This is a genomic window from Micromonospora arida (genome assembly GCF_042873195.1).
Lineage (GTDB): Bacteria > Actinomycetota > Actinomycetes > Mycobacteriales > Micromonosporaceae > Micromonospora > Micromonospora arida.
In genome coordinates this window covers 346,653-369,307 of the sequence record NZ_JBIALC010000006.1, presented here as the reverse complement: position 1 = coordinate 369,307, position 22,655 = coordinate 346,653, and the positions used below count along the sequence as shown (strand labels likewise).

Sequence of the window (22,655 nt, the reverse complement as noted above, 5' to 3'; positions counted from 1 at the left end):
GGCCGGCCTCCGTGTCGGCGTCAGCGCCGCCGGGCGCGCAGCACCAGCGTCCGGTACGGCAGCTCGATGGTGTCCCGACCGGTCAGGGCGGGGTGGGTGTTCAGGAGTTCGGTCAGGTCCCGCTCGACCCGTCGCTGATCGTCGGTGGAGGCGGTGAGCCAGTACGAGCGGGTGCGGACCATGCCGAGCAGCTCGTCCGGCGTGAGCGTGGTGCGGTGCGTGAACTCACGCTTTTCGACGGCGTCGAACGCGGGGCCGAAGTCGGGGCGCTCGCCGAAGAGCTGGCTGGTCGACTTGTCACCGAAGTGGGCGATGCGACCCACCTCGGCCACCCAGTCGACGCTGGCGTCCCGGATGTTCCAGATGGGGGCGAAGGTGCCACCGGGACGAAGCGCCCGGGCGATCTCGGTGTGTGCGGGCTCCCGGTCGAACCAGTGGTACGCCGTCCCGACCAGCACCGCGTCCACCGCCGAGTCGGGGAGCGGCATGGCTTCGGCGCTGCCCGCCAGCGCCGTCGTGCCCGGAGTGCTGGCGGCGAGTTGCGCCCGCATCCCCGGATCGGGCTCGACCGGTACGACCTCGTGGCCCAGGGCCAGTACAGCGCGGGTCAGGATGCCGGTGCCCGCAGCGAGATCGACCACCCGGGCTTCGCTCAGCCCGTCGAGTGCCCAACGGACCGCAGCCTCGGGATAGCGTGGTCGAAACCGGTCGTAATCACTCGCGGCGGCACCGAACGACAGGGCGTGAGTGTGATCGACCATGACGGGCAGGTTATCCCGTAACGCCCTCCGGACCGCTTGAGTACGCTCGGGCCTGACCCCCTGTATCTCCGTGACGAGGAAGCGTGCCGTGACCGAGCAGAACCCCGTGCCAGTGGACCCCGCCGATGACCTTCCCGAGCAGATGAAGGTCCGCCGGGAGAAGCGGGACCGGATGCTCGCCGAGGGCGTCGAGCCCTACCCGGTCGGCTTTCCCCGCACCAGCACCCTGGCGCAGGTCCGGGCGGCCTACGCCGACCTGCCCACCGACACCGCGACCGGCGACCAGGTCGCGGTCACCGGCCGGGTGATCTTCGTACGCAACACGGGCAAGCTCTGCTTCGCGACCCTCCGGGACGGCGACGGCACCGAGTTGCAGGCGATGCTCTCCCTGGACCGGGTCGGGCCGGAGCGGCTGGAGGCGTGGAAGCGCCTCGTCGACCTCGGCGACCACGTCGGCGTCACCGGCGAGGTGATCACCAGCCGTCGGGGTGAGCTGTCGGTGCTGGCCCAGCAATGGGAGATGACCGCCAAGGCGCTGCGCCCGTTGCCGGTGGCCCACAAGCCCCTCTCTGAGGAGGCGCGCGTCCGGCAGCGTTATGTCGACCTGATTGTCCGGCCGCAGGCACGGGAGATGGTGCGCACCCGGGCCGCCGCGGTACGCAGTCTGCGCGATTCACTGCACGGGCAGGGCTTCATCGAGGTGGAAACGCCGATGTTGCAACTGCTGCATGGCGGCGCGGCGGCTCGACCGTTCGTGACCCACAGCAATGCGTTGAACACCGATCTGTATCTGCGAATCGCTCCGGAACTGTTTCTCAAGCGCGCTGTGGTCGGCGGCGTCGATCGCGTCTTCGAGATCAACCGCAACTTCCGTAATGAGGGTGTCGACTCTTCGCACTCGCCGGAGTTCGCGATGCTGGAGACGTACCAGGCGTACGGCGACTACGACACGATGGCCGAGTTGACCCGCAATCTCGTGCAACAGGCGGCGATCGCGGTGAGCGGCTCGACGGTGGTGACCCACGCCGACGGGCGCGAGTTCGACCTGGGCGGCGAGTGGCGGTCCGTGACGTTGTTCGGTGTGCTTTCCGAAGCGCTGGGCGAGGAGGTCACGGTCCGCACCGAACGCACACGCCTGGTGGAGTACGCGGACAAGGTCGGATTGGCCGTGGACCCGAAGTGGGGCCCGGGCAAGCTGGCCGAGGAGTTGTTCGAGGAACTGGTCGTTCCCGGCCTGGAGGCGCCCACCTTCGTACGGGACTACCCGGAGGAGACCAGCCCGCTCACCCGGGCCCACCGCAGCGAGCCGGGGCTGGCCGAGAAGTGGGACCTCTACGTGCTCGGCTTCGAGCTGGGCACCGCGTACTCCGAGCTGGTCGACCCGATCGTGCAGCGGGAACGGCTGGTCGCCCAGGCGCAGTTGGCCGCCCGTGGCGACGACGAGGCGATGCGTCTCGACGAGGACTTTCTTCGGGCGATGGAGTATGGAATGCCGCCGGCCGGCGGTATGGGAATGGGAATCGACCGGCTCTTGATGGCCCTGACCGGCCTCGGAATTCGGGAAACGATCCTCTTCCCGTTGGTCCGCCAGGAGTAGTCCCGTCCGGGCGTACGCCGAGCCGTAACCGGATCCTATTGACGCGACGAGCGGCGCGCGGGTTATTGTGCTCTCGTTAGCAGGAGCTCCCTGCTCGAAAGGAATGTGGGACGTGGCCAAGCAGATCATTCACAAGCTGGTCGATGACCTGGACGGCGGGGACGCGGACGAGACCGTCAAGTTCGCCCTCGACGGCGTTCAGTACGAGATCGACCTGTCGAGCGCCAACGCCGCGAAATTGCGCGATGCATTTGCGTCGTACGTTGGCGCCGGCACCAAGGTCGGCCGTGGTGGTGTCGTGATCGGTGGGCGGGCTGCCCGCGGTCGGGGTGGCGCGACCGCCGATCGGGAACAGAACAAGGCGATCCGGGAGTGGGCCAAGAAGGCCGGCAAGGACATCTCGGACCGGGGTCGTATCCCGCAGGAGATCGTGGACGAGTTCCACGCGAAGCGCTGATCCGTCAGCAGCTTGGTGGCCAGCCGCCACCGCAGGCGACACCGACGCCGGGCCGGAGGAGTTCTCCGGGCCGGCGTCGCCGTATCCGGGCGGCGTCGCCGTATCCGGGCGGCGTCGCCGTGTGCGTCCGGGGCCGGGAAGCATTCCGGGCCCACCGGCGTTGTCCACAACCAGTGGAACAGTTGTCCACAGCCTGTGGACAGCCTCCTTCAGGGGTCCGGCGCGGCACTCGTCGCGACCGCCGATCCGCCCTCCAGGGACTCCCGGAGCGCTTCCGGACCCCGGATCGGGCTTCCGTCGAGCCAGTCGGATTTCGCTCTGCGCGTAGCGACAGGGCTACCGGAACACCTCCTGAGCGCGGACGGTTGTTCAAAACGACGTGCAACCGACCCAGAGCAGAGACACACGACCTCAGCTGAGTCGGTCAGCGACGATAGAGTAAGGAGGCACGGACGCCCGTCCTGGACGTTCGTGCACCGGCCCCGCCAAGATCTTGACCATCAAGGCGCACGGCACGTGAGGAGCACGAGGGCATGTTCGAGCGGTTCACCGACCGAGCGCGACGGGTTGTCGTCCTGGCCCAAGAAGAGGCCCGGATGCTCAACCACAACTACATCGGTACGGAACACATCCTGCTGGGCCTGATCCACGAAGGTGAAGGCGTCGCGGCAAAGGCCCTGGAGAGCCTCGGCATCTCCCTGGAGGGCGTCCGCCAGCAGGTCGAGGAGATCATCGGCCAGGGCCAGCAGGCGCCGAGCGGGCACATCCCGTTCACGCCGCGAGCCAAGAAGGTGCTGGAGCTGTCGCTGCGCGAGGCGCTGCAGCTCGGCCACAACTACATCGGCACGGAGCACATCCTGCTCGGGCTGATCCGTGAGGGCGAGGGCGTCGCCGCCCAGGTGCTGGTCAAGCTCGGCGCCGACCTCAACCGGGTCCGCCAGCAGGTGATCCAGCTGCTCTCCGGCTACCAGGGCAAGGAGCCTGCCGCGGCGGGCGCCGCGCCGGGTGAGGCCGCGCCGTCGACCAGCCTGGTGCTGGACCAGTTCGGCCGCAACCTGACTCAGGCCGCCCGCGAGGGCAAGCTCGACCCGGTCATCGGGCGCGAGAAGGAAATCGAGCGGGTCATGCAGGTGCTCTCCCGCCGTACCAAGAACAACCCGGTCCTGATCGGTGAGCCCGGCGTCGGCAAGACCGCCGTGGTGGAGGGCCTGTCCCAGAAGATCATCAAGGGCGAGGTGCCCGAGACTCTCAAGGACAAGCAGCTCTACACGCTCGACCTGGGCGCGCTCGTCGCCGGTTCCCGCTACCGCGGTGACTTCGAGGAGCGCCTCAAGAAGGTGCTCAAGGAGATCCGCACCCGTGGCGACATCATCCTGTTCATCGACGAGATCCACACCCTGGTGGGTGCGGGTGCCGCCGAGGGCGCGATCGACGCCGCGAGCATCCTCAAGCCGATGCTGGCCCGTGGTGAGCTGCAGACCATCGGTGCCACCACGCTCGACGAGTACCGCAAGCACCTGGAGAAGGACGCCGCTCTCGAGCGCCGCTTCCAGCCGATCCAGGTGGGTGAGCCGTCGCTGGCCCACACCATCGAGATCCTCAAGGGCCTGCGGGACCGCTACGAGGCTCACCACCGCGTGAGCATCACCGACGCTGCTCTCGTGGCTGCCGCGACCCTGGCCGACCGGTACATCTCCGACCGCTTCCTCCCGGACAAGGCGATCGACCTGATCGACGAGGCCGGTGCCCGGATGCGAATCCGTCGGATGACCGCGCCGCCAGACCTGCGTGACTTCGACGAGCGCATCGCCCAGGTGCGTCGTGACAAGGAGTCCGCGATCGACGCGCAGGACTTCGAGCGCGCCGCCCAGCTGCGCGACAAGGAGAAGCAGCTCCTCGGCCAGAAGGCTCAGCGGGAGAAGGAGTGGAAGGCCGGTGACCTGGACGTCGTCAGCGAGGTTGACGACGAGCAGATCGCCGAGGTGCTCGGCAACTGGACCGGCATCCCGGTCTACAAGCTGACCGAGGAGGAGACCTCGCGCCTGCTGCGCATGGAGGACGAGCTGCACAAGCGCGTCATCGGCCAGGAGGACGCGGTCAAGGCGGTCTCGAAGGCGATCCGGCGTACCCGGGCCGGCCTGAAGGACCCGAAGCGCCCGTCGGGCTCGTTCATCTTCGCCGGCCCGTCCGGTGTCGGTAAGACCGAGCTGTCCAAGGCGCTCGCCGAGTTCCTCTTCGGCAGCGAGGACGCCCTCATCCAGCTGGACATGTCCGAGTTCCACGACCGTTACACGGTCTCCCGGCTCGTGGGTGCCCCTCCCGGCTACGTCGGCTACGACGAGGGCGGGCAGCTGACCGAGAAGGTGCGGCGTCGGCCGTTCTCGGTGGTCCTCTTCGACGAGATCGAGAAGGCTCACCCGGACGTGTTCAACACGCTCCTGCAGATCCTCGAAGACGGTCGGCTCACCGACGGTCAGGGTCGGATCGTGGACTTCAAGAACACGGTCATCATCCTGACCACGAACCTGGGCACCCGTGACGTCGCCAAGGCGGTGTCGCTGGGCTTCCAGCAGTCGGAGGACTCCGAGTCCAACTACGACCGGATGAAGCAGAAGGTCAACGACGAGCTCAAGCAGCACTTCCGGCCTGAGTTCCTCAACCGGATCGACGACACCATCGTCTTCCACCAGCTGCGTCAGACCGAGATCCTCTCGATCGTGGACATCATGATCCAGCGGATCGAGGGCCAGCTGCGGAACAAGGACATGGGTCTGGAGCTGACCGACAACGCCAAGAAGTACCTGGCCGCGAAGGGCTTCGACCCGGTGCTCGGTGCCCGTCCGCTTCGTCGCACGATCCAGCGCGACATCGAGGACAACCTCTCCGAGCGGATCCTGTTCAACGAGCTGACCCCGGGTCAGATCGTCGTGGTGGACTGCGAGGGCGACCCGGACGACATCGACAAGTCCAAGCTCGTCTTCCGGGGCTCGGACAAGCCGGTCGAGGTTCCGGACGCCGTTCCGGCCGATCTTGGTGGCACTGCCGCTGGCACCGCCGCCGCAGGCGTGGACGAGTAACACAACCAGCAAGGGGCGGGGTCCCGGTGGCGCAAGCCACCGGGGCCCCGCCTTGTTGCGCCCCCCTCAGGTCACCCCGCCGCCGCCCCGGCTCGTGCCCTCCCGGCAGCCTCTGCGTCGCACATGCCCGACGCGCCCCGCCGCATGCGGGCGCTCTCACAAGATCACGCAACATCCTGGATGTAGTGGCATCCGGCGCGCCCGACACCACTACATCCAGGATCGAGCACGATCTTGAGGTGGAAGGCGCCGATTGTCGGCCTTCGCGCGCCGCGTTAGGGCGTTCGGCGTGGGCCCGGCGCGCAGGTGGGCAGGTCAGGGGCCCGGCGCGCAGGCTGGACGGGTCAGGTGGTGAGGTCCGCGGTTGGCAGGGACGGGCCGTCACCGACCAGGCGGAAGGAGTCGGTGCCGGCGGGTTCGACCAGCCCGTCCTGCACCAGCCCGGCGAGGGCGCGGGCGCGTTGGACGTCGTCGGTCCAGACCTGGTCCAACCGCTGGTGCGGGACCGGCCCGGTGCTGTCCCGGAGCACTCCGAGCAGCAGACCGCGGACCTGTCGGTCGGTTCCCGCGTACCGCTGGGGTCGGCGGGTCGGCCCGGCCGGCGCCTCCTGGCCGGACGCCCGCCAGGCGCAGACCGACTCGACGGGGCAGGCGGTGCAGCGCGGTGACCGGGCTGTGCAGATCACCGCGCCCAGTTCCATGAACGCGGCGCTGGCCAGCGCCGCTGCGGCCGGTTCGGTGGGAAGCAGTTCCTCGGTGGCGACGAGGTCCGCTGGTCGGGTGACGGGCCCGGCGTCCGGTTCGCCGGCCACCGCCCGGCACACGACCCGGCGTACGTTGGTGTCGACGACCGGGTGCCGCTGCCCGTACGCGAAGGCGGCCACCGCCCGGGCGGTGTACGTGCCGACGCCGGGCAGTGCGAGCAGTTGCTCCAGCCGGTCCGGCACCTGACCGCCGTGCCGGTCGACGATCGCGACAGCGCATTCGCGCAGTCGGACCGCCCGACGGGGGTAGCCGAGGCGTCCCCACATCCGGATCGCCTCGGCCGGCGTGTCCGCCGCCAACGCGGCCGGCTCCGGCCAGCGGGCCAGCCACGCCTGCCAGGCCGGCACCACCCGGACCACGGGTGTCTGCTGGAGCATGACCTCGCTGACCAGGATGGCCCACGGGGTGACGCCGGGCTCGCGCCACGGCAGGTCACGGGCGTGCTGCTGGAACCACCGGCTGACCAGGGAGGCGAAGTCGGGTTGAGTCATGGCGTCGTCGATGATGTCACGCCCGGCGTTCCCGTTGGGTGGGCGGCTCGGGCGGGGTGCCACGTCCTCGTTCGGTGGACGGGGGAGAATGCGCGGATGAACGAGCTCGCGATCACCGTCATCGGTCGGGACCGGCCGGGCATCGTGGCCGACGTCGCGGAGGTGCTGGCCCGACTGGGCGCGAACCTCACCGACAGCACGATGACGCGGCTGCGGGGGCATTTCGCGATGACCCTCATCTGCACCGGCCCGGCCGCCGCCGAGGTCGAGGCCGCACTGGCGTCCCTGGCCGCCGAGGGCCAGCTGCTGGCGACGGTACGCGCGGTCACCCCGGACGGCGATGTTCCTCCGGTGGGTGAGCCGTACGTGATGGCGGTGCACGGTTCGGACCGGATGGGGATCGTCGCGGCGATGACGCGGGTGCTTGTGGATGCCGGGGGGAACGTCACCGACCTGAGTACCCGGTTGACCGGTGCGCTCTACGTGGTCCTGGCGGAGGTCGAGTTGCCGGCCGGTGTGGCGGACACTCTGCTCGACCGGCTGCACCGGACGGCTGCCGAGCTGGGCGTGGAGGTCACCCTCCGGCCGGCGGACCCGGACCTGTTGTGACCGGCGGGGAGCGCGGGCCGGAGGTCGGCCTGGGGGACTGGACACCGGAGTCGCTGGACGTGCCGGGCGAGGTGCGGGCGGTGGTGTCCGCCCCGCATCCGGTGTTGAGTCGGGCCGCGGACGAGGTCGACCCCACGGCTAAGGAGACGGTCCAACTCGCGGCCGACCTGATAGCCACGATGAAGGTCTCGCCGGGCTGCGTCGGGCTGGCCGCGCCGCAGGTCGGGGTGGGCGCCCGGGTCTTCGCCGTCGACGTGACCGGGCACCCGAAGGCGGTGACGGTGCACGGCACCTTCGTGTTGTGCAACGCGCGCGTGGTCGAGGCGACGCGGTGGAAACCGGGCCGGGAGGGCTGCATGTCGGTGCCGGACCTGACCGGGGACGTGAAGCGGGCCAGCCGGCTGGTGGTGGAGGGTGACCTGCCGGGCAGCGGCGAGCCGGTCCGGCTGGTGACCGACGGCTTCGAGGCTCGGGCGTTGCAGCACGAGATCGACCACTGCGCGGGGCTACTCTTCCTGGACCGGGTGGCCGGTGCGCACGCGGTTTACCAGCGCAAGGTCTACCTGTGATCGGGTGCCGGACGGGCTTGCTCATCGTCCTGTGTGGAGGGTCGAGTGAGCGCCCCGGAGTGGCTCCGGCGCGTCGCGCCGCACTGCCGGGTACGGCGCGGCTACGGTGGAGGGCATCATGCGTCTGACGGTCGGCCCCCTGCCACCCGCCGTGTACTGGCGGCGTCGCGCCGTCGTACTCGGAGCGGGGTTCCTGTTCCTGATTGTCCTGCTCTACTCCTGTACCGGTTCGGGTCGTTCCGGCGACAAGGAGCCGAAGGCGGGCGGTTCACCGTCCGCCGCGACGCCTGGTCCCGCTGGGCCGGTGCTGACACCGCAGACCGGCGGCCCGTCGTCGTCCGCGTCCGCTGATTCGGGTGCGACGAGTCCGAGCCCGGCGATCACCAGCAACACACCGCCGCTGGGCGCGGCGGCCGGTTCGGAGGACGACGGCACCTGCACCGACGGGGAGATCAGCGTGGTCTCGTCGGCGAGCCCGACCTCGGTGCAGCGGGGCGCGGTGGTCCAGCTGCAACTGAAGATCAAGAACACGTCGGATCGGACGTGCAGCCGCAACGTCGGCGCCGACCTCCAGGAGATCTTCATCAAGTCCGGTGCCGAGAAAATCTGGTCGTCGGACACCTGCGGCAAGGTCCAGGGCTCGGACGTTGTGTCCTTCACGCCGAACATCGAGCGCTCCTACCAGGTGCCGTGGAACGGGCGGGACACCAGCCGCTGCGACGGAGCGCTGGCCGGCGGGCCGTTCCCGCCGGTCGGGTCCTACCAGGTGTTCGCTCGGGTCGGCACGAAGCTCAGCGACCCGGTGAAGCTCACTGTCACCGGCTGAGCCAGGTCAGACGTAGCGTTCCAGGATGGATGCCTCGGCGAGCCGGGACAGCCCCTCACGGACGCCGCGGGCCCGGGCGTCACCGACCCCTTCGACGGCTTGCAGGTCTTCCACGGTCGCGCCGAGCAGACGCTGGAGGCTGCCGAAGTGCAGCACCAGGCGATCGACCACCGCCACCGGCAGCCGGGGCACCTTGGCCAACAGTCGGAAGCCGCGCGGGCTGACCGCGGCGTCGAGCGCGTCGGACGCGGCCGGGTAGCCGATCGCCTTGGCCACCGACACCAGGTCGATCAGCTCGGTGGCACCGAGCAGGTCCAGTTCGACGAGAGCCTCGTCCAGGGTGCGCGACTTGCGGCCGACCGGGAGGTAGTCCCGGATGACCAGCGTGCGGTCGGCGTCCACGCCGGCCATCAGCTCGTCGAGTTGCAGGGCGAGCAGGCGGCCGTCGGTGCCCAGCTCCACCACGTAACCGGCGATCTCGTCGGCGATCCGGCGAACCATCTCCAGTCGCTGCACCACGGCCACCGCGTCCCGCACGGTGACCAGATCCTCGATCTCCAAGGCGGAGAGCGTGCCGGAGACCTCGTCCAGCCGGAGCTTGTAGCGCTCCAGGGTGGCGAGGGCCTGGTTGGCGCGGGAGAGGATGGCCGCCGAGTCGTCGAGCACGTGCCGCTGGCCGTTGACGTAGAGGCTGATGATCCGCATGGACTGGCTAACCGAAATGACTGGATAGCCGGTCTGGCGGGCCACCCGCTCGGCGGTGCGGTGCCGGGTGCCGGACTCTTCGGTCGGGATGGACGGGTCGGGCATCAGGTGCACTGCCGCCCGGACGATCCTGGTGCCGTCGCTGGAGAGCACGACAGCGCCGTCCATCTTGCACAGCTCGCGTACGCGGGTCGCGGAGAACTCCACATCCAGCGGGAAGCCGCCGGTGCAGAGGCCCTCGACCACCTTGTCGTAGCCGAGCACGATGAGCGCGCCCGTGCGACCCCGCAGGATGCGCTCCAGACCGTCGCGCAAGGCGGTGCCCGGGGCCATCAGGGCGAGATTGGCGCGTAGCGGATCTCCGGCGCTTCCGGCGGCTCCCGCAGTCACGCTCACGCTGATCGGGCGGGCGGGCGAGCCCACGGCGCCGGTGCGGGCCTGAGGCGGCGCGCCGGCTGGCTTGGTGGTATCGCGGTCGATCGGCACGGGCACAGTCTACGGACTGCCGTGCGGTGGGTGCTGTCGTGGTTACTGTGATGTGTCACGATGCCGCCCTTTCCGACGTTTCCCGCTTGCGACGTGCTGTCCGGTTTCGCCGCCCTCGTCGGCACGGTGGGTCACTCGGCGGACGCGCGAGCCGCATGGTGCAGCGCCGAACGGACGTCGGTGACCTCGGTCACCCGCATCTGCTCGGGGCCCGCGCCGGTGCTGGTCGGGCCGCAGCCGGGCGGCACCAGGGCCACCTTGAACCCCAGCCGGGCGGCCTCGGCCAGCCGGCGCGGCACCGCCCCGACCCGGCGCACCTCGCCGGTCAGCCCCACCTCACCGATCGCCACCAGGTGCGGCGCGATCGCCAGGTTGAGCCCGCCGGAGGCGACCGCCAGAGCCACCGCCAGGTCGGCGGCCGGCTCCACCACCCGGATCCCGCCGACGGTGGCGGCGAAGACCTCCCGGTCGTGCAGGGTCAGCCGCTCGGTGCGCCGTTGCAGCACCGCGAGCACCATCGCCAGTCGCGCCGAGTCGAGACCGGAGACGGTGCGCCGGGGAGAGCCCGCCACGGTCGCGCCGATCAACGCCTGCACCTCGGTGACCAGGGCCCGCCGCCCCTCCATGGCCACCGTCACGCAGGTGCCCGGGACCGGTTCCGCGTAGCGGGTCAGGAACAGCCCGGACGGGTCGGCCAGGCTGCTGATGCCACCCTCGTGCATCTCGAAGCAGCCGACCTCGTCGGCCGCGCCGAACCTGTTCTTCACGCCGCGCACCAGGCGCAGCGACGAGTGCTTGTCGCCCTCGAAGTGCAGCACCACATCGACCAGGTGCTCCAGCACCCGAGGCCCGGCCACCTGACCGTCCTTGGTGACGTGCCCGACCAGCACGGTGGCGATGCCCCGCTCCTTGGCGACCGAGACCAGCGCGGCGGTGACCGCGCGGACCTGGGTCACCCCACCGGGCACACCCTCGGTGCCGGTGGTCGAGATGGTCTGCACCGAGTCGAGCACCAACAGGCCCGGCTTGACCGCGTCGAGGTGACCGAGCACCGAGGCGAGGTCGCTCTCCGCCGCGAGGTAGAGCCGCTCGTGCAGGGTGCCCATCCGCTCGGCGCGCAGGCGCACCTGACTGACCGACTCTTCGCCGCTGACCACCAGCGAGGGGCTGCCGGCGCCGACCGCCCACTGCTGCGCCACATCGAGAAGGAGGGTCGACTTACCCACACCGGGCTCGCCGGCGAGCAGCACCACGGCACCCGGGACCAGGCCGCCGCCGAGCACCCGGTCGAGCTCGCTCACCCCGGTGGGCACCGCGCGGGCCGGAGCGGCGCTGATGGTGGCGATCGGTCGGGCCGGCTCGGACGGCATCCGGGAGCTGACCACCCGACCGGAGACCGTCGGGCCGGTCACCGTGTGCTCGACCACGGCCCCCCACTCGCCGCACTCCGGGCAGCGCCCCACCCACTTGGGCGGCTGGTGCCCGCAGGCGTCGCACTGGTAGGCCGGACGCGGCTCGCGGGCGGTGGACCGACCACGGGCGGCACCGGCCGTGCCGCCACGCGGAGCTGTCGATCGGGAGGTGGTCACATCAGGACGCTAGCCCTCGCGTACGACGAAAACACCCCGGCGTGGTGGTCACCACGCCGGGGTGTTCGTCGATGTGCGGGTCGGGTCACTCGTGGGTCGTGCCGCCCTCGTTGCCCTCGTAGCCACCCTCGCGCTCGATGATCGGCGACGGAGGGGCCGCCGGGGTGAGCGGCACGGCGACCGGCGCCTGCCCGGTGACCGTGTTGCCGTTGCCGAAGTCGAAGGTCACGACCACGTTCTGGCCGGACCGCAGCGCCTCGGTCAGACCGATCAGCCGGAGCTGGGTGGTGGCCTCGGAGTTGAACTGGATGTAGCTCAACGGCGCCAGCTCGATCCGGGCCGGCTGGCCGGGGGCCGAAGGGCTGGCCGAACCGGACGCCCGCGCCGACTCCGGGGCGGACGGGGTGGCCGAGGACGATCCGGTCTCGGAGGGCGTCACCGACGGGCTCGGCGAACCGGACGTCGAGTTCGACGGGCTGGCCGAACCGGACGGCGAGGGGCTCATGGAGGCGGATTCCGAGGCGGACGGCGACGTGCTCGCCGAGCCGCCGCTGATCACGACCTCGCGGGCGCTCTCCGTGGTGACGGTGACAGTCACCGTCTCCTTCGAGTCGTTGTAGATCACGGCGCTGAACCCAGCGTCCTGGCCGGCCTTGTAACCCTCGGTGCCCGGGTAGTCCACGAGCAGGCCCCGCACCGAGAAGGAACCGTTGTTGGTGGTGAGGCTGACGCCCTGGACCGACGGCTCCTTCAATGCGGTCTCGGCGATCTGACCGGTGCCGCATCCGGAAGCCAGCAGGCTGGCCGCCGCAATCCCGGACAGCAACAGGGCCGCCCGCCGGGATCCCCTGATCGAGCGCGTCACGTCGGTCCTCCTCGTCACAATCCCCACCCGGGCCGTACGCCGGGCACGGTGGCCATACCCGCGCAGACCGCGCTCCAGGGTAGTTGGGACTGATCGAGGCCCGCACGCGGACCCGGGCAATGCCACCTGCCCGGGGGGCGTTCACACCACCCGACCGCTCGCCACCAGCAGAACCACGTCGATGAGGGCCACCAGCATCACCGCCCGGAAGGCCGCCACCGGCCGCCGGCCGGCCCGGATCGCGGAGCGCCCGGCGTACCAGCTCAGCGGCGGCACCACGGCGGCCGTGCCGACCGCCGCCCAACCGATCGCCGTCGGCGGGCCGGGTGGTCCGAGGACCAGTGTCGCGGTCGCCGCGAGGAGGAGACCCGCCGCGGCCACCCGGCTGCCTGCGGCACCCAGCCGGTGGGGCAGGCCGCGCACGCCGGTGCGGGCGTCGTCGGCCAGGTCGGGCAGCACGTTGGCGAAGTGCGCACCGGCGCCCAGGCAGGCCGCCGCCGCCACCAGCCAGGCCGGCGGGGTCGGCTGACCGGGCAGCGCCAGCACCACGAAGGCGGGCAGCGCGCCGAACGACACGGCGTAGGGCAGCACCGAGAACGCGGTGGCCTTGAGCGGCCAGTCGTAGAGCAGGGCGGAGACCAGGGCGAGCGTCAGCCAGAACGCCGCCACCGGGTTCGTGGTCAGCGCCAGCAGCGGGCAGGCCACCGCGGCCGCCGCGGCGGCCCAGGCCGTGACGCGTCGACCGACCGCGCCACTGGCGACCGGTTTGTCGGTCCGCCCCACAGTGGCGTCCCGCTCGGCGTCCAGCGCGTCGTTGGTCCAGCCGACGGCGAGCTGGCTGGCCAGCACGGCGAGCACCACCGAGACGATTCCGGCCGGCCGGTGGCCCACTCCCCAGGCCAGCAGACCGGCCACCGTGGTCACCGCCGCGGCCGGTTCCGGATGGCTCGCTCTGACCAGCCCTAACACCCTCGACGACATAAGGGAAGTCTGGTCGTTACCGAGCAGTCGTGCCACGCTCGGTTCCATGCGAGACGTGGCTGCGGCCGGGGCGTCCACCGGTCCGAGGGTGCTGCCGCGAAACGATCCGCGTCAGTACGACGATCTGGCCGGTGAGTGGTGGCGGCCGGATGGTGCGTTCGCGATGCTGCACTGGCTGGCTGAGGCCCGCGCCGCGCTGGTGCCGCCGGCCACCCGTCCGGACGCGTTGCTTGTCGATCTGGGTTGCGGCGCCGGCCTGCTCGCGCCGCACCTGGCCGGCAAGGGCTACCGCCACGTCGGGGTGGATCTGACCCGCTCGGCGCTCGTCCAGGCGGCCGAGCACGGGGTGCGGGTGGTCCAGGGTGATGCCACAGCGGTCCCGCTGCCCGACGGCTGCGCGGACGTGGTCTCGGCGGGTGAACTGCTGGAGCACGTGCCGGCCTGGCCGCGCGCGGTGGCCGAGGCATGTCGGCTGCTGCGCCCCGGTGGTGTGCTGGTGCTGGACACTCTGAACGACACGGCGTTGGCCCGGCTGGTCGCGGTCCGGATCGCCGAGCGGCTGCCGACGGTGCCCCGCGGCATCCACGATCCACGGTTGTTCGTGGACGCCCGGGCGCTGGTGGCCGAGTGCGCCCGACACGGTGTCGACCTGCGGCTGCGGGGCATCCGTCCGCAGGTCGGCGGCACGCTCGCCTGGCTGCTGCGCCGCGCTCGCGCGAGCCGAACGGTCGGTGCGGTGCCTGCCGGCCGCGCGCCGCGCATCGTGCCGACCCGCTCCACCGCCGTGCTCTACCAGGGCCGGGGGGTCCGCAGAGGATAGTCAGGCCGTGGCGGGGTATGGAACGCCGAGGAGGAACGAGATGACGGTGCACGCGCTTGAGGCAGCACGCCGGTTGGCGCCGCGGTTCGCCGCGCGGGCGGCCGAGCACGACCTGGACGGTTCCTTCCCCGTGGACGACTTCGCCGACCTGCGCGAGGCCGGCCTGTTCGGGCTGATGGTGCCCCGGGCGCTCGGCGGTCTGGGCGCCACCTTCGCCGAGTACGCCGCGGTGGCCACTGAGCTTGCCCGGGGCAACGGTGCGACGGCCCTGGTGTTCAACATGCACGCCTCGGTGACCGGCGCGCTGGGCGCGGTCACCGAGGAGTTGGCCGAGGCGTTGGGCGTACCGGACGAGGCGCTGGTCGCCCGCGACCGGCTGCTCAGCGCGGCGGCGCAGGGCTCCTGGTACGCGGTCGCGATGAGCGAGCGTGGCGCGGGCGCGCGGCTGTCCCAGCTGACCACGGCGTACGAGCCGACCGACGGGGGCTGGCATCTCAAGGGCAGCAAGACCTTCTGCTCCGGTGCCGGGCACGCGGACGGCTACCTGGTTGCGGCGCGCAGCGCGGCCGACCAGTCGGTGGTCTCACAGTTCCTGGTGCCGGCCGGCGACGGGCTGACCGTGGAGCCGACCTGGGACTCACTCGGCATGCGCGCCACCTCCTCCCACGACCTGCACCTGGACGTCACAGTGCCCGCCGACCGGCTGCTCGGTGGGGTCGAAGGGCTGGCGCTGGTGGTCGCCCAGCTGATGCCGCACTGGTTGGTCGCCAGCTACGCCGCCGTCTACGTGGGGGTCGCCCGTGCGGCGATCGACGCAGCGGCCGAGCACCTCAACGCCCGCAACCTGTCCGGTCTGCCGGCGGTGCGGGCCCGGCTGGGTCGGGCGGACGCGGCGACGGCCGCCGCGCAGTTGGTGGTGGCCGAGGCGGCCCGCCGGGTGGACGAGGCGCCCGGTGACGAGGAGACCAACCGTTGGGTGTGGCGGGCGAAGCTGCTCGCCGGGACCACGGCCGCCGAGGTGGCGGCGTCGGTGCTGGAGGCGGCGGGCACCTCGGCGACACGCCGTGGACATCCGCTGGAGCGGCTCTACCGCGACGCCCGCTGCGGCTCGCTGCACCCGGCCACGTCGGATGTCTGCGCCGACTGGCTCGGCATCGCCGCACTGGGCGGCGACCCGGATCGTGACGGATCGGCACCGCGTTGGTGAGCCCGCCGCACCGGGCTCGCACGGAAGAACGACCAGCCGAGGTGGCTGGTGGGACGGCCAGGGGGAGGACAGCATCTGACGAGAGGTGGGGATCGTGTTCGTACCAGTGATCGCGGGGCTCGGGACAGCGCAGCCGCCGTCCGCTTCGCAGGACGAGTTGTGGGAGGGCTTCTTCTCCCGGCACTTCTCCGGCACCACCCGGTCGTTGGCCCAGCGGATCTTCGCCAACTCGGGGGTGACCCGGCGGCAGGCCGCGGTCAACCCGCTGCTGGAGGACGTCTCGGACTGGCCGACCGAGCGCCGGATGCGCCGCTACCAGGTGGAGGCGCTGCCGCTGGGCAAGGAGGCGGTGGGTCGGGCGTTGACCGCGGCCGGGCTGAGCGCCGGCGACATCGGGCTGTTCATCGTCTGCTCCTGCACCGGGTACGCCACCCCGGGGCTGGACATCCTGCTCGCCCGGGATCTGGGCATGGCCGCGGACACCCAGCGGATGGTCATCGGCCACATGGGCTGTTACGCGGCGTTGCCGGGGCTCGGCGCGGCGAGTGACTTCGTCACCGCCCGGGGGCGACCGGCGCTGCTGCTCTGCGCGGAGCTGACCAGCCTGCACATCCAGCCGTCCAGCGCCCGGGTGGACACCCAGCAGATCGTGTCCCACGCGCTCTTCTCGGACGCCGCGGTCGCCGCCGTGGTCGTGCCGGGCGGCTCGGGGTACGCGCTGCGCGAGGTCACCGCCGTCACCGACACCTCGACCGCCGACCACATGACCTGGGACGTCACCGACGCCGGGTTCCGGATGGGGTTGTCGCCGAAGGTGCCGCAGGTGCTGTCGAAGCACGTCCGCGGGCTGGTCGACGATCTGCTGGCCCGGCACGGCGTCACCAGCTCCGAGGTGGACGGTTGGGCGGTGCACCCGGGCGGGCCGCGGATCCTCAACGTGGTGGAGCGGGAGTTGGCGCTGCCCCCGCTGGGGCTGGCGGCGTCCCGGGCGACGCTGGACGAGCACGGCAACTGCTCGTCGCCGACCGTGCTGCTGATCCTGGACCGGTTGGGTCGGGCGACACCCTCGGCTCGGCGCATCGTCATGCTGGCCTTCGGCCCCGGCCTCACCCTGTACGCCGCCCTGCTCGATCGACAGGACTGAACCTCGTCGGCCCGGCCGGTACGCTCGGGGGGTGGATGCGACGGCGGACGACCGGCTGCGCTCGGTGATGCTGTTTGGTGCTGCGGCGGCCGTTCTGGTCGTCGGCGGCTGGTGGTGGCGTGCCGCCGCGCCCGCGTCGACGGCAGGGACGGCTGTCCCTTCCGCGGCGGCGGTGCCATCGGTCGGGCCGAGCGTCAGCACCCCACTGGAACGTCTCCTCGCGGCTGAGGCGGAGCCCGAAGCGCGGATCACGGCACGGATGGACCCCGACACCGGCGAGGTCATCCGGGTACGAGGCGGCCCGCACGCGGTGGTCGACCCGGCGACGGGCTCGATCACCGACATCGAGGGCGATCCCGCTGCGCTCTTCGCCCCGGGTGACCTGCCCCCGTTCAAAGAGACGATCTGGCGGGAGGAACGGGACCTCGCCCCTGGCCAGGAAGTGACCCGGGAGGCCGGCAACCACGGTGCGCGCTACCTGCTCCAGTACAAGTGCACCCGCCCCGGCACGATGGCGGTTACGAGCGACGAAGCCAAGATCAACGGTCCGTTGCGCATCGACTGCGACGGCATGACCGCCCATGCCGAGGTGCTGCCCTTTGGCGGACCGTTCCGGGTGTCGCTGTCGGCCGTCGACCGGCCCATCGACATCCAGGCGCAGCTCGTCGCCCTGCCCCCTCGCTAGCAGGGCCGCTAGGCGGCCAGGGCGCTCAGGTCGCTCCGGTAGGACTCGATCGTGCCCAGGTCGGGCAGCACCCGGGTCACTGTGCCGGCCCGGTCGACCAGCAGGGCTGTCGCGGCGCCGGGGCGGGCCGGCTGGCTCAGGAACGACCGCAGGCCTCCGGCGGGGTCGGCCAGGGCGCGAGCCTGCCGCTCGGTGGTGGGCCTGGCTGGCGCCGTCCGCCCTCCGGTGACGGTGATTACGGAGACGCCGGCGGGCGCGGCCGCCAGGGCGTCGGTGACCCGGTCCGGGCAGGGGCAGCCGTCCAACAGGATGATCATGGCGGGTAGCAGACCGCGCAGTGGCACGGGTGCGTCGTCCGCGTCGACCAGGTCCAGTGCGGGCAGCGCCCGACCGACGAGGGTCGCGGGTGGCGAATAGGGGGCCGGGGTCGGCCGGTCGGCGCCGCGGTTGGCGCGGGGCCAGGTGACCGCCAGCAGGCCGCCCAGCGTGGTGAGGACCGCCACCAGCAGGACCACCAGCGGCAGGCCCAGGCCCCGGTGACCGCCCGGGAGGCCACTGGCCCGGCGCAGCTCACGGCGGAGCTCAGCGGCCTCGGCGGCCAGTGCGGAGGCGTCGTCGGGAACCACCACGCGGCCCCACTCGGGCGGTAGGCCGGGCACGCCGTCGGCTGGCCCGTGACCCTCTGCGTCCGGCTTGCCCATCGGACCTCCTGGAAGCGTCTCGAGAGCGGAGTGTGGCTCGGTCTCCAGGGTCGCGCACCAGGGGCTCCTCCCGCTACATCTGGGCGCGGTCCTGCTGGCCGGGCTACCATGGGAGGAGCGCATAGCCCTTGATCTCGACGTTCTGTTCACCCGTACCGGGCAGTCATTCGCGCGTTACGGAGCGTGTTCGAACCATCGGTTTGACCGCCTGTCAAGCTGAAGCAAGACCTCTCACAGGGCCCCTGAGCTGCGCCAACGGTCAGGACATCGGAGAGACATCAGTGCCTGACCGTGTTACCCTAGACACAGCGAAAGGGGTTTCGAACCTATGGTTTTCAGTGTCGGCGAGACCGTTGTTTACCCCCACCACGGGGCCGCACTCATCGAGGCAATCGAGACTCGGATCATCAAGGGCGAGCCTAAGAAATACCTCGTCCTGAGGGTCGCGCAGGGTGACCTGACGGTCCGGGTGCCGGCCGAGAACGCCGAGATCGTGGGCGTCCGCGAGGTGGTCGGCGAAGAGGGCCTCGGGAAGGTCTTCGACGTTCTGCGGGCTCCGCACACCGAGGAGCCGACCAACTGGTCGCGGCGTTACAAGGCCAATCTGGAAAAGCTGGCTTCCGGCAACCCGCTGAAGGTCGCCGAGGTCGTGCGTGACCTGTGGCGCCGGGAGCGGGAGCGGGGCCTCTCTGCGGGCGAGAAGCGGATGCTCGCCAAGGCCCGCGACATTCTCGTCGGCGAGGTCGCGCTGGCCGAGAAGAGCACCAAGGATGAGGCGGAGACGCTGCTCGACAAGGTCCTCACCGAGGCCTAGTCCGCACAGCATCGTCGTACCCACATCGCAGTGAAGAAACCACCGAGGACCGCGACGTGACCGCGCAGCTCAATCCGCGCGGTGACGTCGCGGTCCTCGTGCCTGCGGCGGGTGCCGGCGTACGGCTCGGCCCCGGCCGACCCAAGGCGCTGCGCCTGCTCGCCGGTGAACCGCTGTTGGTGCACGCCGTGCGTCGACTGGCCGCCGCTCCGTCGGTGCACACCATCGTGGTGGCGGCGCCGGCCGCCGAGGTGCAGGCCGTCCTCGAGCTGTTGGCCCCGGTCGCCCCGGTGATCGTGGTGCCCGGCGGTGCCGAACGGCAGGCGTCGGTGGCCGCCGCGCTGGCCGCGGTGCCTGCCGGCCCGACGATCGTCCTGGTGCACGATGCCGCCCGAGCGCTCACCCCACCTGAGCTGGTCGAATCCGTCGCGGCGGCGGTGCGTGGCGGGCGTGACGCCGTGATCCCGGTCCTGCCGGTCGTCGACACGATCAAGGAAGTCGGTGCCGACGAGGTGGTGCTCGGCACCGTCGACCGTTCCGCACTGCGCGCGGTGCAGACCCCGCAGGGTTTCCGTCGGGCCGTGCTCAGCGCCGCCCACGCCGCCGCCGGTGACTCCCTCACCGACGACGCCGGGCTGGTCGAGAAGCAGGGCGTCGCGGTGAGCTGCGTGCCCGGCTCGGAGTACGCACTGAAAATCACCCGACCGTTCGACCTGGCTCTGGCCGAGCATCTGCTTGCCGTTGCCGGTTGACGCGTACCCTCTGATCATGATCGTTCCCCGGGTGGCCATCGGCACCGACGTGCACGCGTTCGAGCCGGGCCGGCCCTGCTGGGTGGCCGGGCTGTTCTGGCCCGATCAGGACGGTCTCGCCGGGCACTCGGACGCCGACGTGGCCGCGCACGCCGCCTGCAACGCGCTGCTCTCCGCCGCCGGTCTCGGTGATCTCGGTTCCGCCTTCGGGGTGGGCCAGCCGGAGTGGGCCGGCGCGTCCGGGGTGGCTCTGCTGACCGAGACGGCCCGTCGGGTGCGCGCCGCCGGCCTGGAGATCGGCAACGTGTCCGTGCAGGTCATCGGCAAGCGCCCCAAGATCGGCCGGCGCCGCGCGGAGGCGCAGGAGGTCCTCTCCGCCGCGATCGGCGCCCCGGTCACCGTCTCGGCGGCGACCACCGACGGGCTCGGCTTCGCCGGCCGCGAGGAAGGGTTGGCCGGGGTCGCGGTGGCCCTGGTGTACGACGCGTCGGCCGCCTAAGCTCGCCGCGATGTCCAGCGACCCCGCCCCCGACCAGTCCGCCGCCGACGGCTACGTCCAGCGGGCCCAACTCCTCGCCGAACTCGGCCGCTACGACGAGGCGGCCGGGGAGCTGGCCTACGGGTTGGCCCTCCAGCCGGATGACGTCGACGCACTCACCATTCTCGCCCGGGTGCACCTGGCCGCCGGCCACCCGGCCGAGGCGCTCACCGCCGCCGACACGGCCGTGGCCGCCGCACCGGAGGCCCTGCCGCCGCTGGTCGCCAGGGGCATGGCGCTTGCCGACCTGGAGCGCTACAGCGAGTCGGCGGCCACCGCCGATCGGATCCTCACCCTCGGCCCGGCCGACGCGTACGCCCAGCGGAGCGCCGCGGCGATCCTGGCCGGCGCCCGCAACGGTCAGCCGGCGCTGAACGCGGCCTGGCGCGGTGTCGAGTTGGCGCCGCAGGAGCCGCAGGCGCACCTGGTGCTCAGCCTGGTCGCCGCCCGCCTGGACCTGTTCGACCTGGCCGAGCGGGCCTACCGGGAGGCGCTGCGGCTCGACCCGCGGATCGGCGAGCCCGGCCACGACGTGGGTGTCATGCGGCTGGAGCAACGCCGCTGGTCGGAGGCGTTGGAGCACGTCGCCGAGGCGGTGACGGTCAGCCCGAGCCGGATCGACTCGCCACGAACCCTCGCGTACGGGCTGCACCGCCTGGTGCTCTACGGCGCGGGCTGGTCGCTGGTGGCGGCGGTGCTGGTCGCGTTCGCGGCGTCGGCGAGCGACGGGTTCTCCCGCGTCCTGGCGGTGCTCGCCGCCGTGACCGGCGGGATCGTCGTCTGGCAGCTCGCGGCCCGGCTGCCCGGGCTGACCCGAACCGTCCTGCCCGCCCTGCTGCACTCGGACCGGGCGATGGCCCTGGCCGTCTACGCCGTGGCCGCCGCGCCGCTGCTGCTGCTGGTGTACGCCATGGTCGGCTCCCCGTGGCCCCTGGTGCTGGCCATCGCCACCACGGCGGTAGCCGAGTTCGCCGTGTTCACGCGTACCGCCGTCCGCTAGACAGAACGTGCCCAGGTCCAGGCGTAACCCTCGTCCTCGCACGAGCTGGCGGCGTCGCAGAGATCCAGCGGGCGGAAGGTGTCGACCATGACGGCCAGTTCGTCGAAGTAGTCCGCGCCGATGGAACGCTCGGCGGCACCGGGCTGGGGGCCGTGGGTGAAACCGGACGGGTGCAGGGAGATCGAGCCCTGCTCGATGCCGGAGCCGCGCCGCGCCTCGTAGTTGCCCCCGGTGTAGAAGAGCATCTCGTCGGAGTCGACGTTGTGGTGGTTGTACGGCACCGGGATCGACTGCGGGTGGTAGTCGACCTTGCGCGGCACGAACGAGCAGATGACGAAGTTGGGCCCCTGGAAGGTCTGGTGCACCGGCGGGGGCTGGTGGATGCGGCCGGTGATCGGCTCGAAGTCGTGGATGGAGAACGCCCACGGGTAGAGGTGCCCGTCCCAGCCGACCACGTCGAACGGGTGGTGGGCGTAGACGTAGCGGGTCCAGCCGCGCCGGTGCCGGACCAGCACCTCGACCTCCTCGCCGTCGACGAGCAGCGGGGCGTCGGGGCCGCGGACGTCCCGCTCGCAGTACGGCGAGTGCTCCAGGAACTGGCCGCGTACGGAGAGGTAGCGCTTGGGCGGGCCGATGTGGCCGGACGCCTCGACGGCGAGCAGCCGGACGGGCTGGTCGCCGGTGGGCACCAGCCGGTGGATGGTCGAGGTGGGGATGACGACGTAGTCGCCGGCGGCCGCGTCCAGCACCCCGAACGGGGACTCGACCCGCAGGGTGCCCGACTCGACGTAGAGGCAGTGGTCGCCGGTGGCGTCGCGAAACAGCGGTGAGGGCCGGTCGGCGAGGACGTAACCGATCCGAACGTCGTCGTTGGCGAGCAGGTACTGCCGGCCGAGGATGGGGTCGGAGCCGCCGGTGCCCAGTTTGTGCGTGCGCAGGTGGCGGGGCTTGAGCGGCAGGTTCGGCGCCCGGGTGAACGCGGGCGGGGTGAACTCGTCGGCGGCCAGGATCGCTGTGGGCGCGTACCGGTGGTAGAGCAGGGACGAGTCGGAGGAGAAGCCCTCCTGGCCCATCAGCTCCTCGGCGTAGAGGCTGCCGTCGGGCTGCCGGAACTGGGTGTGGCGCTTGCGCGGCACCTCGCCGACGCTGCGGTAGTACGGCATCTCGCCTCCCGATTTTCCGTTCACCGGCCGAAGGCGTCCGATAATCGGACGCT

22 protein-coding genes are annotated in these 22,655 nt (G+C 71.5%); 14 read left to right on the top strand and 8 right to left on the bottom strand.

From position 1 onward, the window contains the following. Positions 1-20: 20 nt before the first annotated feature. Positions 21-761 (bottom strand): class I SAM-dependent methyltransferase, encoded by a 741-nt coding sequence (locus ACFYP0_RS20570; RefSeq protein ID WP_386997163.1) that lies wholly within the window; start codon positions 759-761, stop codon positions 21-23. A gap of 88 nt (positions 762-849) precedes the next feature. Here ACFYP0_RS20570 and lysS point away from each other — a divergent pair, with 88 nt between their 5' ends. From lysS to ACFYP0_RS20555, 3 genes are all read left to right on the top strand, one after another. After that, complete coding sequence (lysS, locus tag ACFYP0_RS20565; RefSeq protein WP_386997161.1) at positions 850-2,358, top strand: lysine--tRNA ligase; 1,509 nt, start codon at positions 850-852, stop codon at positions 2,356-2,358. A 112-nt stretch (positions 2,359-2,470) separates the two neighbouring features. Next, positions 2,471-2,815, top strand: a complete 345-nt coding sequence (locus ACFYP0_RS20560) for a histone-like nucleoid-structuring protein Lsr2 (RefSeq protein WP_036392792.1) — start codon at positions 2,471-2,473, stop codon at positions 2,813-2,815. A 533-nt stretch (positions 2,816-3,348) separates the two neighbouring features. After that, positions 3,349-5,892 carry an ATP-dependent Clp protease ATP-binding subunit gene (locus ACFYP0_RS20555; protein ID WP_030327930.1) on the top strand — a complete coding sequence of 848 codons (2,544 nt, stop codon included), beginning with the start codon at positions 3,349-3,351 and terminating at the stop codon, positions 5,890-5,892. Between the two features lie 344 nt (positions 5,893-6,236). On the opposite strand, the gene ACFYP0_RS20550 is transcribed toward ACFYP0_RS20555, so the two are convergent. After that, a complete protein-coding gene (locus ACFYP0_RS20550; RefSeq protein ID WP_124854981.1) occupies positions 6,237-7,148 on the bottom strand; it encodes an A/G-specific adenine glycosylase in 912 nt (303 codons plus the stop codon). Between the two features lie 96 nt (positions 7,149-7,244). Here ACFYP0_RS20550 and ACFYP0_RS20545 point away from each other — a divergent pair, with 96 nt between their 5' ends. The 3 genes from ACFYP0_RS20545 to ACFYP0_RS20535 all read left to right on the top strand — a co-directional run bounded on the left by ACFYP0_RS20545 (position 7,245) and on the right by ACFYP0_RS20535 (position 9,152). Further along, positions 7,245-7,757, top strand: coding sequence for a glycine cleavage system protein R (locus ACFYP0_RS20545; RefSeq protein WP_091403183.1), 513 nt, complete (start codon positions 7,245-7,247; stop codon positions 7,755-7,757). Continuing rightward, on the top strand, positions 7,754-8,326 hold the full coding sequence (locus tag ACFYP0_RS20540) for a peptide deformylase (protein ID WP_124854928.1): 573 nt from the start codon (positions 7,754-7,756) through the stop codon (positions 8,324-8,326). Before ACFYP0_RS20545 ends, ACFYP0_RS20540 begins: the two co-directional genes overlap by 4 nt. Before the next feature lie 118 nt (positions 8,327-8,444). Beyond that, a complete protein-coding gene (locus tag ACFYP0_RS20535) occupies positions 8,445-9,152 on the top strand; it encodes a hypothetical protein (protein ID WP_386997158.1) in 708 nt (235 codons plus the stop codon). A 6-nt stretch (positions 9,153-9,158) separates the two neighbouring features. Here the strand turns inward: ACFYP0_RS20535 and disA are convergent, their stop codons facing one another. From disA to ACFYP0_RS20515, 4 genes are all read right to left on the bottom strand, one after another. Then, the gene (gene disA / locus ACFYP0_RS20530) at positions 9,159-10,343 is read right to left on the bottom strand and encodes a DNA integrity scanning diadenylate cyclase DisA (protein WP_030327921.1); all 1,185 of its coding nucleotides are present in this window, start codon (positions 10,341-10,343) and stop codon (positions 9,159-9,161) included. A 131-nt stretch (positions 10,344-10,474) separates the two neighbouring features. Continuing rightward, positions 10,475-11,932 (bottom strand): DNA repair protein RadA, encoded by a 1,458-nt coding sequence (radA, locus tag ACFYP0_RS20525; protein ID WP_124854924.1) that lies wholly within the window; start codon positions 11,930-11,932, stop codon positions 10,475-10,477. An 85-nt stretch (positions 11,933-12,017) separates the two neighbouring features. Beyond that, entirely contained in the window at positions 12,018-12,797 is a 780-nt protein-coding gene (locus ACFYP0_RS20520; protein WP_386997155.1) for a hypothetical protein, read from the bottom strand. 141 nt (positions 12,798-12,938) lie between these two features. Continuing rightward, the gene (locus tag ACFYP0_RS20515) at positions 12,939-13,778 is read right to left on the bottom strand and encodes a UbiA family prenyltransferase (RefSeq protein ID WP_124854920.1); all 840 of its coding nucleotides are present in this window, start codon (positions 13,776-13,778) and stop codon (positions 12,939-12,941) included. Positions 13,779-13,824: 46 nt separating this feature from the next. On the opposite strand from ACFYP0_RS20515, the gene ACFYP0_RS20510 reads away from it, so the two are divergent. The 4 genes from ACFYP0_RS20510 to ACFYP0_RS20495 all read left to right on the top strand — a co-directional run bounded on the left by ACFYP0_RS20510 (position 13,825) and on the right by ACFYP0_RS20495 (position 17,634). Then, a complete protein-coding gene (locus ACFYP0_RS20510; protein WP_124854918.1) occupies positions 13,825-14,598 on the top strand; it encodes a class I SAM-dependent methyltransferase in 774 nt (257 codons plus the stop codon). Positions 14,599-14,638: 40 nt separating this feature from the next. Next, positions 14,639-15,805 carry an acyl-CoA dehydrogenase family protein gene (locus ACFYP0_RS20505; RefSeq protein ID WP_386997153.1) on the top strand — a complete coding sequence of 389 codons (1,167 nt, stop codon included), beginning with the start codon at positions 14,639-14,641 and terminating at the stop codon, positions 15,803-15,805. A gap of 85 nt (positions 15,806-15,890) precedes the next feature. Next, positions 15,891-16,949 carry a type III polyketide synthase gene (locus ACFYP0_RS20500; RefSeq protein ID WP_386997151.1) on the top strand — a complete coding sequence of 353 codons (1,059 nt, stop codon included), beginning with the start codon at positions 15,891-15,893 and terminating at the stop codon, positions 16,947-16,949. A 31-nt stretch (positions 16,950-16,980) separates the two neighbouring features. Continuing rightward, a complete protein-coding gene (locus tag ACFYP0_RS20495) occupies positions 16,981-17,634 on the top strand; it encodes a hypothetical protein (RefSeq protein ID WP_124854912.1) in 654 nt (217 codons plus the stop codon). An 8-nt stretch (positions 17,635-17,642) separates the two neighbouring features. Here ACFYP0_RS20495 and ACFYP0_RS20490 read toward each other — a convergent pair whose 3' ends face one another. Next, positions 17,643-18,335, bottom strand: coding sequence for a hypothetical protein (locus tag ACFYP0_RS20490; RefSeq protein WP_386997149.1), 693 nt, complete (start codon positions 18,333-18,335; stop codon positions 17,643-17,645). A 328-nt stretch (positions 18,336-18,663) separates the two neighbouring features. Here ACFYP0_RS20490 and ACFYP0_RS20485 point away from each other — a divergent pair, with 328 nt between their 5' ends. From ACFYP0_RS20485 to ACFYP0_RS20470, 4 genes are read left to right on the top strand one after another with little or no spacing between them, the layout of a single operon-like run. After that, positions 18,664-19,149: a CarD family transcriptional regulator gene (locus ACFYP0_RS20485; protein ID WP_088950500.1), complete on the top strand. Its 486-nt coding sequence runs from the start codon at positions 18,664-18,666 to the stop codon at positions 19,147-19,149. Positions 19,150-19,205: 56 nt separating this feature from the next. Further along, the gene (gene ispD, locus ACFYP0_RS20480; RefSeq protein WP_386997147.1) at positions 19,206-19,901 is read left to right on the top strand and encodes a 2-C-methyl-D-erythritol 4-phosphate cytidylyltransferase; all 696 of its coding nucleotides are present in this window, start codon (positions 19,206-19,208) and stop codon (positions 19,899-19,901) included. Positions 19,902-19,914: 13 nt separating this feature from the next. Beyond that, positions 19,915-20,400 carry a 2-C-methyl-D-erythritol 2,4-cyclodiphosphate synthase gene (gene ispF / locus ACFYP0_RS20475; RefSeq protein ID WP_386997227.1) on the top strand — a complete coding sequence of 162 codons (486 nt, stop codon included), beginning with the start codon at positions 19,915-19,917 and terminating at the stop codon, positions 20,398-20,400. A gap of 10 nt (positions 20,401-20,410) precedes the next feature. Next, positions 20,411-21,439 carry a tetratricopeptide repeat protein gene (locus tag ACFYP0_RS20470; protein WP_386997145.1) on the top strand — a complete coding sequence of 343 codons (1,029 nt, stop codon included), beginning with the start codon at positions 20,411-20,413 and terminating at the stop codon, positions 21,437-21,439. On the opposite strand, the gene ACFYP0_RS20465 is transcribed toward ACFYP0_RS20470, so the two are convergent. Further along, positions 21,436-22,602, bottom strand: a complete 1,167-nt coding sequence (locus ACFYP0_RS20465; RefSeq protein ID WP_386997143.1) for a homogentisate 1,2-dioxygenase — start codon at positions 22,600-22,602, stop codon at positions 21,436-21,438. The genes ACFYP0_RS20470 and ACFYP0_RS20465 overlap by 4 nt on opposite strands. Positions 22,603-22,655: the final 53 nt, after the last annotated feature.